Source organism: Archangium violaceum Cb vi76 (assembly GCF_000733295.1).
GTDB classification, from domain to species: Bacteria; Myxococcota; Myxococcia; order Myxococcales; family Myxococcaceae; genus Archangium; species Archangium violaceum.
Window position 1 is genome coordinate 38,196 of sequence record NZ_JPMI01000234.1, and the last position, 12,656, is coordinate 50,851.

Below are 12,656 nucleotides of genomic sequence, written 5' to 3' on the forward strand. Positions count from 1 at the left end.
ATCATGAACCGAGTCTCCCGCGCGTCGCTCGTGCTCGCCCTCCTGTCGGCCGCGTGCCAGCCGGAGGTGGAGCCCCCCGAGCCTCCCCCGGCGGTGGACCCCTGCGCGGGCCTGCCGCCCCTTGCGCTCTCCGCGAGCCCCACCCGCACGCGGGTGAAGGAGCCCGTCACGCTCACGGCCACGGGAGGCAGCGGCCACTACCGCTACCTCGTCGAGCCCGGTGGCTCCTCGGGAGAGATGCGCGGCTCGCGCTTCGTCGCCGGGTCCACGCCGTCCACGGACACGCTGGTGGTGGAGGATCTGCGCTGCCCTGGAGACGCGAGCACGCAGGTGGAGGTGGTGGCGGCCTTCGACGTGGCGCCCGCGCGGGCCACGCTGAAGCCGGGCACGTCCTTCCAGGTGCAGGTGACGGGGCAGATGGGCGAGCCCGTCTTCTCCCTGGACCGGAGCGACGTGAACAGCACGGTGACGCCCTCGGGCCTGTACACGGCGGGCACGGGCACGGGCGTGGACCTGGTGCGCGTGCGCGACAGCCGCACGGGTGACGAGGCCGTGCTCCAGTTCGAGATCCGCGCGGACGCGGTGCTGCGCGGAGCGCCGGCGCTGTTGGCGGTGCCCGCGGGCTCCTCGGTGCAACTGGAGACGGTGGGCGGAAGTGATCGCATCGTCTGGACGAAGGTGTCCGGCCCGGGCTCCGTGGTGGGTGGACGCTTCGTGGCCGAGCCGGGCGCGAAGGGCGCGGCGGTGCTGGAGGCGGCGGACCCGTTCACGAACCAGAAGGCCTCGGTGTCGGTGCGCGTGCTGGACGAGTTGACGCGCGACACGCAGCCGCACGGGCAGGTCACCGACACGGCCGCGGTGGTGACGGCGGACTTCGACGGGGACGGGGTACCGGACGTGGCGGTGGGCCGGCCGGAGAGCGATCTCTCCCGGCCCCAGGGCGGCGCGGTGTTCATCTTCAAGGGGAGCCTCTCGGGCATCCCCGAGCAGCCCACGTGGGTGCTCACCGGCGAGACGGACACGGCCCGGTTCGGCGACGGACTGGCCGCGGGCGACATCGACAAGGACGGGAAGGCGGAGCTGGTGGTGTCCTCGCCGGGCGCGGACGTCACCATCGACGGCTCGGGCGCGGTGTACCTGTACCGTTTCGGCACCAGCGGGCCGGAGCGCATCCGCACGCCCCTCGCCGGGGTGGGCCGGGGCGCCTTCGGCACGGGCGTGGCGCTCGCGGACGTGGACGGGGACGGGGACCTGGACCTGCTGGCGGGCTCGCCGAACGGTGACCTGGCGTCCAGCGGCAGCCTCGTCAATCGCGGCGTGGTGGACATCTTCCAGCTCACCCCGGGCCAGCCCGTGCCGGATCTCCCCACCCTCCGTCTGGGCGGCACCGATCAGAGCGTGAGCGGCACCATCGAGCAGCGCTCCCGGACGAACATGGGCCAGGCGGTGGTGGTGGCGGACCTCAACGGGGACGGGCGGGCGGACATCGCCGCGCTGGGCAAGACGTCGCGCTACCGGGCGGATGGCACGTCCGCGGGCGTGATTCAGCCGGCGGTGTCCGTGTTCTTCGGCCGGGCCGAGGGCAATCGCTTCCGTGCCACGCCGGACGCCTACCTGCTGCCCACGAACGCCTCGGATGGCAACGAGGGCACCTGGCGCCTGGGCACCATTCCGGCCGAGGGGTCGCGGCCGCCGCTGGTGGTGGTGCTGCTGGACCGCGCGGACTCGCCGGACCTCCGGAGCACCGGCGGACTGGGGGCGATGACGGACGCGGGTGGGGCTTTTCTCTTCGACGTGAGCACGTACGCCCCCACGGGCGATCCCTCGACCACGCCGCCGCGGCAGTTGCTCGCCGACGCGTATGCCCGTTTCTACGGGGACGCGGCCTCCATCGTGGCGGGACGCGGCTGGGCCGCGGCGGACGTGGATGGCGAGCCCGGCCTGGAGTTTCTGCTGGGCGCGCCCTACGCGACCGTTGGCACGGGCGCCACCTCACTGCGCTATGGCGGCAAGGTGCTGGTGTACCCGCTGAAGGGGCTGGCCAGGGGCACCGCCCTCAACAAGCCGGTCACCTTCCTGCCGGGCGTGGCGAAGTCGGACGCCTTCGGGGTGGCCATCGCGCCCTGGGCGCTGCCGGACAACCCGGGGCTGGTGGTGTTCGCGGGCCGGGCCTCCGCGCCGGACGGCCGCGCCTTCACCGGACGGGTGGATGGCTTCATGAAGGAGGGTGACACGCTCGCGGCGTGGAAGCGCACGAGCTTCCTGGTGCCGGCGAAGCCGAGCGTGGAGCGCTTCGGTGAGTCGGTGGCGGTGGCGCGTGTCTCGGCCTCGGCAGGGGCCAACGTGGTGGCGCTGGTGGGCTCTCCGGGCTTCCACGGCCCGGGCATCAACGGGGATGGCAACGACCTGTCGGCGGGCCGGGCGTGGACGTTCGGCGCGGCGGGCGGCGCGGGCTCGCTCGCGGCCGAGGGGACGAACTCGCCGCTGTACAACGGGCGCAACGTGGGCACGGACGTGGCCTTCTCCGACTTCAACGGAGATGGGCGGCCGGACCTGGTGCTGGGCGCGCCGGCCTTCACCGTGCCCCGGGCCTCCTCGAACGTCTCGGAGCTGGGCAACGCGTACCATACGGTACGCACCGCGTGTCTCCCCACGGGCTCCTCCGATCTGCAGTCGGGCGGCGTGCTGGTGTCGCTGGCCCAGCCGGACGGCACCTACCAGGCGGCGTACCGGCTGTGGGGGATTGGCAACATCACGGAGAACTGCAGTGGCACCTGCGCGCGCAACGGCATCGGGCGCGGGGTGGTGGGCGGCTTCGACTTCAACGGTGACGGCCTGCAGGACATCGGCGCGCTGCGCAACAACGGCTTCGAGCTCTTCCTGGGACGTGCGCCGGATGACACCACGCTGGCGAAGCGGACCATGGGGTGTGACCCCGTCTACTCCTCGCCCTACTTCGCGCAGGCGACCTCGGTGCCCGTGGCGCTGGGGGATTTGAACGGAGACGGTTGCCACGAGGTGGCGTGGCGCTACGCGGATACCAGCACGCGCTCGGGCGTGGCGGTGCTGTTCGGCTTCGACAAGGGCGGGAGCCGGTGTGGCGGACGCACCACGGCGAAGCTGGTGCGGCTGGCGGCGGACCCGGAAGTGGGGATGAACTTCATGGGGTTGGGCCTGTCGATTGCCCGCGTGGGCCGCGTGCTGGGCAATACGGGCGCGGACTACCTGGCGGTGAGCGCGACGAACGTGCCCTTCAACGGCGTGACGCAGCCGGCGGTGCTGCTCTTCGACACGGCGAAGCTGAAGGACGCGTGGCTGGGCACGTCGGGCAAGGACCTGGTGGGCGCGCTCGAGCCTCCCTTGCAGACCCAGGTGGTGGCGCACCGCTCGCGGGCGGTGGGTTTCGGCACGGTGCTGGCCGGTGGGGTGGACCTGACGGGTGACGGGGTGCCGGAGCTGGTGGTGAGCGCACCGGGCGCGTCGGTGGCCTCGGATGGTGGCGGCGCGGTGTTCGTGTACGCGGGCGGGCCGAACCTCTCCGGCACGCTCACGCCCATGCTGACGCTGACGGGAGACGTGGCGGAGCGCTCGGGCTTCGGCACCGACCTGGCGCTGATCGCCGGGAGTGGCAGCTCTCCGCCCACGCTCGTCGTCGGCGCGCCGCTCAGCTACCGCACGGGGACGCAGAACGGCACGGCCTTCCTGGTGCCGCTCGGCTTCTAGGCGCGGCCTCAGTGCGTCATGGCGGTGGAGGGCTCGGAGATTCCCTCGAGCACGCGGCCGGCGAGCCGCTGGTCCTCCATCTCCATGGCGAGGTCCCCCAGGGAGACGATGCCGATGAGCCGCTCGCGCTCGTCCACGACGAGCAGGCGGCGCACCTGGAGCTCCCTCATCTGATGGGCGACGTCCTCCACGTCGTCGTCCACGGAGCACGTCTGCACGTTGCGCGTCATCACGTCGGCGACGGAGGCCGTGCGCGGGTTGAAACCCAGGGCCAGTCCTCGCACGACGATGTCCCGGTCGGTGAGGATGCCCACGACGCGCTCTCCGTCCACGACGGGCAGGGAGCCCACGTTGAGCAGGCGCATCATCTCGGCGGCGGCCACCAAGGTCGTCCCCGGGTGGGCGGCGACGGCGTCCGGAGTCATCACGTCACGAATCTTCATGGGACGCACCTCATGCGTGTGGATGCTTCGCTGGGGAGGGTGTGTCCGCTCCGGCGTGGCCGCCGCGCATTCCGCATTCCCTGTCCGCGGCTGGACGCCCGCCCCCCGGGCGGAGGGGCCTCATGGCGCCTCGGGCGTGCGCATCGTTGAGCACATGGGGAGCGAAGTCATCGGCTGGTTCAGCTCGTTCGTGCTCGTGCTGACCATCGCCAATCAGGTCTACAAACAGTGGAGTTCCGGCACCAGCGAGGGGGTGTCCAGGTGGCTCTTCGTGGGGCAGCTCACCGCCTCCACGGGCTTCACCCTCTACAGTGTGCTGGTGGACAACTGGGTCTTCGTGGTGACCAACGCGTTGATGTTGCTGAGCGCGCTGGTGGGGCTCGCCATCGTGCTGAAGCACCGGCGCGCGGAGCGGCGGAAGTCCCGGCGGGGCCCGGTGCCCACGGGCATGAGCCCCGCGAGGGCCTGAGCCGGGCCGCTCGACGAAACCGAGGGCCCTCAGGCTCCTACCCGCGGGAGGGGCAGGGGGCCGGGCGTGAGGTGTTCGGCGTGGGATTCAGCGAGGCGTTCAGCTCACCGGCTGCGGAGACATCTGGCGGGTGAGCTCCTCGGGCGACTTCAGCGGGGAGGGGTGGCCGCCGTGCTGGACGCGCTGCTGCTCGTCGATGGGCGCGGAGAACGTCTTGGCGAGCTTGTTGTAGGTCCCCAGGATGAGGAGGGTGGGTGCCCACTGGCCGACGAAGTTCGCCCAGGTCTTGCGTCCGCTGATCATCAGCAAGGCGCTGGCGGCCATGCACCCGATGGCGACGCCGAGGAAGCCGATGGAGGGAATGCGCCGCGTCTGCATCTCGACATGGGTGGTGACCGTGTCCTCGTTCTTCATGTCCGGTGCCTCCGGTGGTGAGAGGTGTGAGGCAAAGGTGCGCACGAGGGAGGGGGGAGGGGGAGGAGCCTCCCTGCCTGCTGTCCGGGCGGGCGCCGGGGCGGTGGGGTTGGCCGTGCGGGCGGGTCCGAGCAGATTGCTGGGACTCTGACGCGAGGGGCGGGGAGGAGGACGGCATGGGACGCAAGTCCGAGGTGGAGAAGCTGCGCAGCCTGGCGCAGATGGACGTGGACGCGGTGGGGGCGTACGACGCGGCGATCGCGCGGGTGAAGGAGCCGATGGTGCGCGAGCGGCTGAACGACTTCCGGGTGGACCACGTGCGGCATGTGCAGGAGCTCAACGCGTTCATCCGCCAGTTCGGGGGGGAGCCGGTGGAGTTGAGGCCGGACCTGAAGGGCGCGGCGATGAAGGGCCTGACGGCGATGACGAGCATGATGGGGACGGAGGCGGCGCTGGTGGCGATGCTCGGCAACGAGGAGTTCACCAACCGGGCCTACGAGCTGGCGCTGAGCTTCGAGTGGAGCCCCGAGGTGCGCGCGCTCATCCAGAAGAACCGGCGGGACGAGGAGCGGCACATCACGTGGGTGAAGGACGCGGTGCGCCAACGCCCCTGGGTGGTGGCGGACGAAGGCGCCGAGGCGCAGGCCTAGAAACTCCCCTCTCCTCTGGGAGAGGGCCAGGGGGAGGGTCTACATTCGGAGACCCCATCCCGCGCGGAGCGCGGAATTCCGAGCCCTGGAGGCCCCACCGTGAGTGACACCCTGCCCGAGCTGCGCGAGACGTTGAGGGAGCTGGTCGCGCTGGACACGACGTCCACGCGTCCCAACGCGCCGCTGGTGGACCAGGCGGGAGCGCGGCTGGAGGCGGCGGGTTTCCAGGTGGAGCGGGTGGGTTACCGGGACGGGGCGGGGGTGGAGAAGGTGAACCTCGTCGCCGTGAAGGGAGGCGGCGGCGAGGAGCGGGCGGCGCTGGCGCTGGTGGGGCACACGGACTGCGTGCCGTACGACGCGGAGTGGACGGACGCGCTGCGGCTGACGGAGCGGGACGGGAGGCTGTACGGCCGGGGGGCGTGTGACACGAAGGGCTTCATCTCCTGCGCGCTGTACGCGGCCACGCACTTCCCGGGGAAGCTGAAGGCGCCGTTGATGGTGTTGCTGACGGCGGACGAGGAGCTTGGCTGCGAGGGGGCCAAGCACCTGGTGGCGCTGGGCAAGGGGCGGGCGAGGCACGCCATCGTGGGGGAGCCCACGTCGTTGGTGCCGGTGCGGGCGCACAAGGGGTACTGCCTGGCGGAGGTGGAGGTGCGGGGGCGCGAGGGGCACAGCGCGTACCCGGACGCGGGGGCGTCCGCCATCTTCCGGGCGGGGCGCTTCCTGCAGAAGCTGGAGACGCTGGCGCGCACACGGCTGCGCGAGGAGCGGGACGAGTCCTTCGAGCCGCCCTTCACCACGGTGAACGTGGGGCTCATCAGCGGAGGCAAGGCGCCCAACGTCATCTCCGGGGCGTGCCGCTTCACGGTGGAGTGGCGCCCCATTCCCCGGCAGCCGAAGGAGCGGGTGTTGGAGCTGCTGGAGTCCATCCGGCACGAGCTGGTGCGGGACGAGCCCGGCTACGAGGCGCGCATCCAACTGTTGCGGACGGATCCGGCGGTGGACACGCGGGCGGACGCGGAGGTGGTGCGGGTGCTGGCGGAGCTGTCCGGCAACGCGCCCATCACGGTGCCCTTCGGCACGGAGGCCCCGCAGCTCACGGAGCTGGGCGCCCAGGCGGTGGTGTTCGGCCCGGGGGACATCCGCGTGGCGCACCAGACGGGTGAGTACGTCCCCATGGAGGACCTGGTGCGGTGCGAGGCCTATCTGACCCGGGCCATCGCCCACTTCTGCGGCGCGTCCGCGGCGCGGCGGTAACGGGAATCCCCTATTGAATCGAGAGGGTCAGGGCGCACCCGGTCACCTGGAGAGGGGGACTCGCCGGACTTGTTCGCTTTCCCGTGTTGGGTGCTACAGTCCTGAAAGGTAGGCCACGGGGAGGGGCCGCCAGATGCAATTCGTCCCTTTCGAAGAGGGTATCGAGGTCAAGGGACAGGCGGTGAAGGCGGTTGTGGACGGCTTCAGCAATTTCGCGGTGCTCGGGAGCGCCTACCTGCTGGACGAGGGCATTGGCACGCCCAATGCCCGGGGCCAGGCGAACCTGGATCTGGCGGGCTGGTACTCGCAGCGCTCCTGGTTGTTGTGCTTCCAGCAGATCGGCAAGCAGCTGGGGGACGGGCTGTTGACGCAGATCGGCATGGCCATCCCGCGCAGCGTGGGGTTGCCGGAGAGCGTCCGCGACATCTACAGCGCCCTCAAGGGCGTGGACGTGGCGTACCACCTGAACCACCGCAAGAACGGCCGGCTCATGCTCGACCTGGAGACCGGGCGGATGGAGGAGGGGATTGGCCACTACGGCTACGAGCCGGTGCCAGGACAGCGGAAGATCATCAGCCTGTGCGAGACGCCGTACCCCTGCGCGTTCGATATCGGCGTGCTCACGGCCGTGGCCCAGCTCTACGAATCCAGAGCCCGCGTGGTGCATGACGAGACGAAGCCGTGCCGCAAGTGGCGGGGCGATCGCTGCACCTACGTCATCACCTGGTGAAGGGCTTCCCAGCTGGCCTGGGAGGCAGGGGAGGGTGTCCCTCCCTCCCTCGCACCTGATAGCCTGAAGACCGCAGACAGAACGGATCCCATGGCAGCGCTCAATACCCTCGGAACCACGGGCCGCGTCCTCCTGGTGGATGACAGCCCCATCGCACTCGAAGCCATCGGCTCACGGCTGATGGAGAGCGGGCTGGACGTGGTGATGACCACCTCTCCCCGCGAGTCCCTCGGGCTCGCGACCGAGGGCCCCCAACCGTTCGATCTCCTCATCCTCGACGTGATGATGCCGGAGATGAACGGCCACGAGCTGACGCGCCGCCTGCGCGGCCACACGCGCACCAGCAACACGCCCATCCTCCTGCTCACCTCGCTGGACTCCACGGATGACCGGGTGAATGGCCTGGTCGCGGGCGCCGACGACTTCTTCACGAAGACGGCGCCGGACGCGGAGATGCTGGCCCGGGTGCGCTCGTTCATCTCGCTGGGGAAGATGCGCGCCCAGCTGCAGGCGCAGCACGAGGCCATGGCCCGCGTCATGCGCGAGCCGGACGCGCCCACCCCTCCCCAGGCGCGGGTGGAGATCATCCACCACATGCCCGTGGTGAGCGAGCGGCTCGCGCGGGCCCTGCGCGGCACGCCCGTGGGCGGCGAGTTCCAGCTCACCCAGCGCGCGCCCTCGCAGCGCCTGGGCACCTCGGACGCGGATCTGCTCGTCGTCAGCTACGCGGTGGCGCTCGAGGGGGAGCAGCCGCTGCTCAAGCGTTTCGGCTTCGACGAGGAGGCGCCCGCCATGCTCGTGGTGGACGAGACGGAGTCCACCTCGCGGCGCGTGATGGCGTTCGACGCCGGCGCGGACGACTACCTCACGTTGCAGACGCCCATGGCCGAGCTGGCCGCCCGTCTGGCCAGTGCCCTGCGCCGCCAGCGCCGCCAGCGTCAGCTGCGCACCTCGCGCGACCGCGCCATGCTGGTGGCGGTGACGGACCCGCTCACCGGGCTGTACAACCGCGCCTACTTCCACGAGGCCCTGGGCGTCGAGTTCCGCCGCGCCCAGCGCTACAAGCACCCGATGACGCTGGTGCTGTTGGATCTGGATCACTTCAAGCAGGTGAACGACAACCTCGGCCACACCGCGGGGGACCAGGCACTGCGCGAGGTGTCGCTGCGGCTGCGGCAGACGGCGCGCTCGACGGACGTGGTGGCCCGGCACGGAGGCGAGGAGTTCGCGATGATCCTCCCCGAGACGGACCTGGAGCACGGGCTGATCGCCGCCGAGCGCTTCCGGGCCGCGGTGGACGGGGCCACGGTGCATGGGGCCCGAGGAGGCAGCCGCGCGCTGACCATCAGCGCCGGAGTGGGCTGCTACCCCGCGCACGCCACCTCCATGTCCGAGCTGATCGAACTCACCGACGCGGCGCTCTACAGCGCCAAGCGCCAGGGCCGCAACCGGGTGTGCCCGGTGACGGTGGGCACGGCGGAGCCCGCGCAGGCCCCGGCGCCCGTTGCCCACTCCCCCAGCAGCGTCCTGGAGCGGCTGCGCCGGCTCGTGGCGGAGGACGTGGAAGGTCCGCTCACGGCCACGCGCACGGCCGCCCGCATGTTGCACGAGGCCTCCGCCCCCGGAGACGCGCTGCACATCCTCACCACGCAGCTGCGCAGCTCCTCCGACGAGGTCCGGCAGGAGTTGATGCGGGTGATGGACGATCTCTCCCGGGCCATCCTCGACGCCGGCCGGGCGGGTGCTCCACGCGAGCACAAGTGAAGCCCTCCCCTTGAATCCATCCCCTCTCCCCTCGGGAGAGGGACGGGGTGAGGGTGTCCGAGCCCGTTCTCCAGCCCGTGGCCCCTGATGTGTGCAGGGGGTTCACAGCACCCCTTGGAAGGGTGTAGTTGGTGCTCCAACTGATTGGAAGGAGAACGGGACATGAGGAAGAGGCTGTTGGCACCCCTGTGCGCCTTCGTGCTCGCCACGGGGTGTGTGCCGCAAGGCAAGTACGACGCGGCGATGCAGAGGGCCCAGACACTCGACGAGCAGTTGCAGGAAGAGAAGGGAGCCCGGGCGGCGGCGGACGCGAAGGTGCGTCAGTTGGAGGAGCAGGTGAAGGGGCTGGAGGAGAAGGCGGCGGGGCTGGCGCAGGAGAAGGAGGCGCTGAGCAATCGGCTGAACACGGCGGAGACGCGGCTGACCGCGGGGGCCGCCGAGCGCCGGGCCCTGGAGCAGAAGAACGCCGAGCTCACCGCGCTCAACGAGGAGCTGGCCAGATCCAGGCGCAAGCTGGCCGAGGCGAAGGAGGCGCTGGAGAAGCGGAGCGCCGAGTACGAGAGCCTCGCCAAGAGCCTGGAGAAGGAGATCTCCGAGGGGAAGATCGAACTGTCGGAGCTCCGGGGCCGGATGACGGTGAACATGAAGGACAAGATTTTGTTCGCCTCGGGCTCGTCGCGGGTGGGCAAGGAGGGGCAGGATGCGCTGGCGAAGATCGCCGAGGCGCTCAAGGGGGTGCAGGGGAAGATCATCCGGGTGGAGGGGCACACGGACGACGTGCCCACGGATCCGAAGGGGCCGTTCCCGTCGAACTGGGAGCTGAGCCTGGCGCGGTCGATGGCGGTGGTGCGCTCGCTGCAGGACGCGGGGGTGGACCCCACGGTGCTGTCGGCGGCGGGTTATGGCCCGTACCAGCCCATCGCGCCCAATGACACGCCGGAGAACCGCAGCCTCAACCGGCGCATCGAGATCGTCCTGGCGCCCGGAGTGGCCACGGGCGGCCGCTGAGCCGCGCCCTCATGGCGTTCCCGGCCTGGCTCCGCGCCGGAAGCATTCTCAAGATGAGGCATGTCGATGCTTCCTGCCGTTTTCCGCTTCCGGGAAGACAGCCTGCCTGGGCTTCGGGTCGGACGCCTCTTCGTGGGGCTGCTACTGCTGGGCCTCGCCTCTTGTGCCGCGACGCAGGAGGCGAGGAGTGGCTCCCTCTCTCCGCACTGCTCGCCGAGGCCTGACTGTCCGGAGGTTCGGAGTGGGCGCATGGGCAGTGTTTCCCGAGAGCCTCTGGGGCCCATCGAGCCTGCTCTATTGGACGTGGACTACTTCCAAGGCGTGTTGGTTACGGGCGGGAGTGCCACCGCGGAAGCTTCCGGAGAACAATCGCAGCCTGTCGCCAGAACAAGCCGCGGGTTTGCTGTCCTGGTTGCTGACAGCCGAGGTCGGGCTGCGTGACTTCGGTCCCTGGCGTATGGCCGCGCACCTGTTGTGGGAGGTGGTTGAAGGCGGAGCCCCTGTCTCACGCGAGGTGCAGCACGAGCGCATGCGGCGTTTCGCTCCGTTGCTGGTCTTGCGACCCGATGGCTATCTGGCGAAAGCGACGACGGGCCAGGCCGTCCAACACCGCCGCGAACAGCAGGATTCTCGTGCGCACCGTCATCGCTCTGGCCTTTCGGTTGGGACCCCCGGGCGACCCCAATGCCCGACACCCGGGCCGCCCATACTCCAACCCCGCCATTCGAACCAGACCGGAATTATCCGCAAATGCGGTATTTGTCGACAAGCCACCAGCGTGACAAACCGGTGAACACGAGTGCCCCCTATGCTGGAGGCATGCACTTGGCGAAGAGCGTCCTGGGACTCTGGTTGTTGGTGGTGCTCACGAGTGGGCCGAGTGCCGCGAGCACGCCCACGCTCCTGGCACAAACTGCCTGCCTGAACACGGTGGACTGCTGCATCAAGCGGTGGCCACAGAGCGCGGCGGAGAGTTGTGGCGCCACCCCCGCGCGGATCGCCGAAGTCCTCAACGGCGCGAAGGCGCTCCACGAGGCCACCACGAGCGCGGAGGTGACGCTCAAGGAGGAAGCCGCGGAGAATGAGAGCGCCGAGGTAGAAGGTGCCTCCGAAGACGCGAAGTCGGGCGAGCCCCCCAATTGCATGGGCCAGGAGCACCACATCATCTCCCGGCCCATCGCCAGGGAGTTGGAAAAGCATCGAACCCTTCGCGGGCTGTACAGACCTCGAGACGAGCGATTCAAACTCCGGGCGAAGGACAAGGAGTCCCACTGCGGCTACCAACAATGGCACCGCGATGTGGACGCGGAGGTCATCAGGTGGCTGCAACAAGAAATCAAGGCAACACCGAGCCAATTCTGGAAGTTCCTCCGCGAGCTCTACAGTCGTCCGGAGATGAGGAGGAGGTTTCCGGGTGGTTTCCCCGAGGGGCTCTGAAATGACGCTGTCCCAGCACTTCTTCGAGCTCGAAGAGGATACGTGGGGAACGCATGACACCCAGTTCTGGGGGCTCGAGCCGGACAACAGCGGGGAGGGCCCTGATTGCCCGCGATGCGGCGAGCCCATCGGCCCGCTGGCGTGGCTGCCCCCCCACCGCGTCAGGTTGGAACTGTATGGACAGGGGCTCGGCGACTTCGTCCGGGGACCTGGAGGTGGCAACAGCTTTCTCATTTCCGAGCGCTTCGCCGAGGCCTTCCGGACGGAAGGGCTGACCGGGCTGCTCGGCTTCCATCCCGCCGAGGTGCTGCGGGTCCAAAGAAAGCGCAAGGGCCCCAAGCCCGGTGCCGTCCCTCGCTACTTCGCCGTCACTCCCTGCTACAGCCGCGCCGCCGTGGATGAGGCACACAGCCGCATCCGCCGCGTCGAGCCCGTGACCTGTCCGGAGTGCCGCTACAGCGGGCTGGACTCCATCCACGGCTACACCCTGGAGCCGGGCACCTGGTCCGGCGAGGACGTGTTCCGCCCCCGGGGCCTGCCGGGCAGCATCGTCGTCTCCGAGCGCTTCGCCGAACTCGTCCAGCGCCATGGGCTGACGAACATGAAGCTCATTCCCACCGAGGAGTTCGTCTGGGATCCGCTCCGCCTGGGGCCGCCTCCTGCCCCCGCCCCCTGTGTTTGACTACGGATACCAGTTGAATGTTCCGGTCAAGATTGTTCTACCAGGGATGGAGGAGCAACCGTGCCCCAGCTCTATTCGG

Annotated in this window: 12 protein-coding genes; 9 read left to right on the top strand and 3 right to left on the bottom strand. The window is 70.0% G+C overall.

Annotation, left to right across the window (positions count from 1 at the left end):
- Positions 1-3 precede the first annotated feature (3 nt).
- Positions 4-3,723 (top strand): FG-GAP-like repeat-containing protein, encoded by a 3,720-nt coding sequence (locus Q664_RS32865; RefSeq protein WP_043404568.1) that lies wholly within the window; start codon positions 4-6, stop codon positions 3,721-3,723.
- An 8-nt stretch (positions 3,724-3,731) separates the two neighbouring features.
- On the opposite strand, the gene Q664_RS32870 is transcribed toward Q664_RS32865, so the two are convergent.
- The gene (locus Q664_RS32870; RefSeq protein ID WP_043404571.1) at positions 3,732-4,166 is read right to left on the bottom strand and encodes a CBS domain-containing protein; all 435 of its coding nucleotides are present in this window, start codon (positions 4,164-4,166) and stop codon (positions 3,732-3,734) included.
- Between the two features lie 154 nt (positions 4,167-4,320).
- Here Q664_RS32870 and Q664_RS32875 point away from each other — a divergent pair, with 154 nt between their 5' ends.
- Positions 4,321-4,635: a PQ-loop repeat-containing protein gene (locus Q664_RS32875; protein ID WP_043404605.1), complete on the top strand. Its 315-nt coding sequence runs from the start codon at positions 4,321-4,323 to the stop codon at positions 4,633-4,635.
- A 99-nt stretch (positions 4,636-4,734) separates the two neighbouring features.
- On the opposite strand, the gene Q664_RS32880 is transcribed toward Q664_RS32875, so the two are convergent.
- A complete protein-coding gene (locus Q664_RS32880; RefSeq protein ID WP_043404573.1) occupies positions 4,735-5,049 on the bottom strand; it encodes a hypothetical protein in 315 nt (104 codons plus the stop codon).
- 176 nt (positions 5,050-5,225) lie between these two features.
- Here Q664_RS32880 and Q664_RS32885 point away from each other — a divergent pair, with 176 nt between their 5' ends.
- The 5 genes from Q664_RS32885 (at position 5,226) to Q664_RS32905 (ending at position 10,458) form a co-directional block, all read left to right on the top strand.
- Complete coding sequence (locus tag Q664_RS32885; RefSeq protein WP_043404576.1) at positions 5,226-5,699, top strand: ferritin-like domain-containing protein; 474 nt, start codon at positions 5,226-5,228, stop codon at positions 5,697-5,699.
- 99 nt (positions 5,700-5,798) lie between these two features.
- The gene (gene argE / locus Q664_RS32890) at positions 5,799-6,956 is read left to right on the top strand and encodes an acetylornithine deacetylase (protein WP_043404578.1); all 1,158 of its coding nucleotides are present in this window, start codon (positions 5,799-5,801) and stop codon (positions 6,954-6,956) included.
- Positions 6,957-7,089: 133 nt separating this feature from the next.
- Positions 7,090-7,686, top strand: a complete 597-nt coding sequence (locus tag Q664_RS32895; protein ID WP_043404580.1) for a hypothetical protein — start codon at positions 7,090-7,092, stop codon at positions 7,684-7,686.
- Positions 7,687-7,776: 90 nt separating this feature from the next.
- Entirely contained in the window at positions 7,777-9,450 is a 1,674-nt protein-coding gene (locus Q664_RS62735; protein WP_043404582.1) for a diguanylate cyclase, read from the top strand.
- A 162-nt stretch (positions 9,451-9,612) separates the two neighbouring features.
- Positions 9,613-10,458, top strand: a complete 846-nt coding sequence (locus Q664_RS32905) for an OmpA/MotB family protein (protein WP_043404584.1) — start codon at positions 9,613-9,615, stop codon at positions 10,456-10,458.
- A 505-nt stretch (positions 10,459-10,963) separates the two neighbouring features.
- Here Q664_RS32905 and Q664_RS59460 read toward each other — a convergent pair.
- On the bottom strand, positions 10,964-11,104 hold the full coding sequence (locus Q664_RS59460) for a hypothetical protein (protein WP_160174551.1): 141 nt from the start codon (positions 11,102-11,104) through the stop codon (positions 10,964-10,966).
- Positions 11,105-11,283: 179 nt separating this feature from the next.
- On the opposite strand from Q664_RS59460, the gene Q664_RS52980 reads away from it, so the two are divergent.
- Together Q664_RS52980 and Q664_RS61415 are read left to right on the top strand one after the other, a co-directional pair.
- Positions 11,284-11,895 (top strand): Wall-associated protein precursor, encoded by a 612-nt coding sequence (locus Q664_RS52980; protein ID WP_152622469.1) that lies wholly within the window; start codon positions 11,284-11,286, stop codon positions 11,893-11,895.
- Position 11,896: 1 nt separating this feature from the next.
- Positions 11,897-12,577 carry an imm11 family protein gene (locus Q664_RS61415; protein WP_235216969.1) on the top strand — a complete coding sequence of 227 codons (681 nt, stop codon included), beginning with the start codon at positions 11,897-11,899 and terminating at the stop codon, positions 12,575-12,577.
- Positions 12,578-12,656 lie beyond the last annotated feature (79 nt).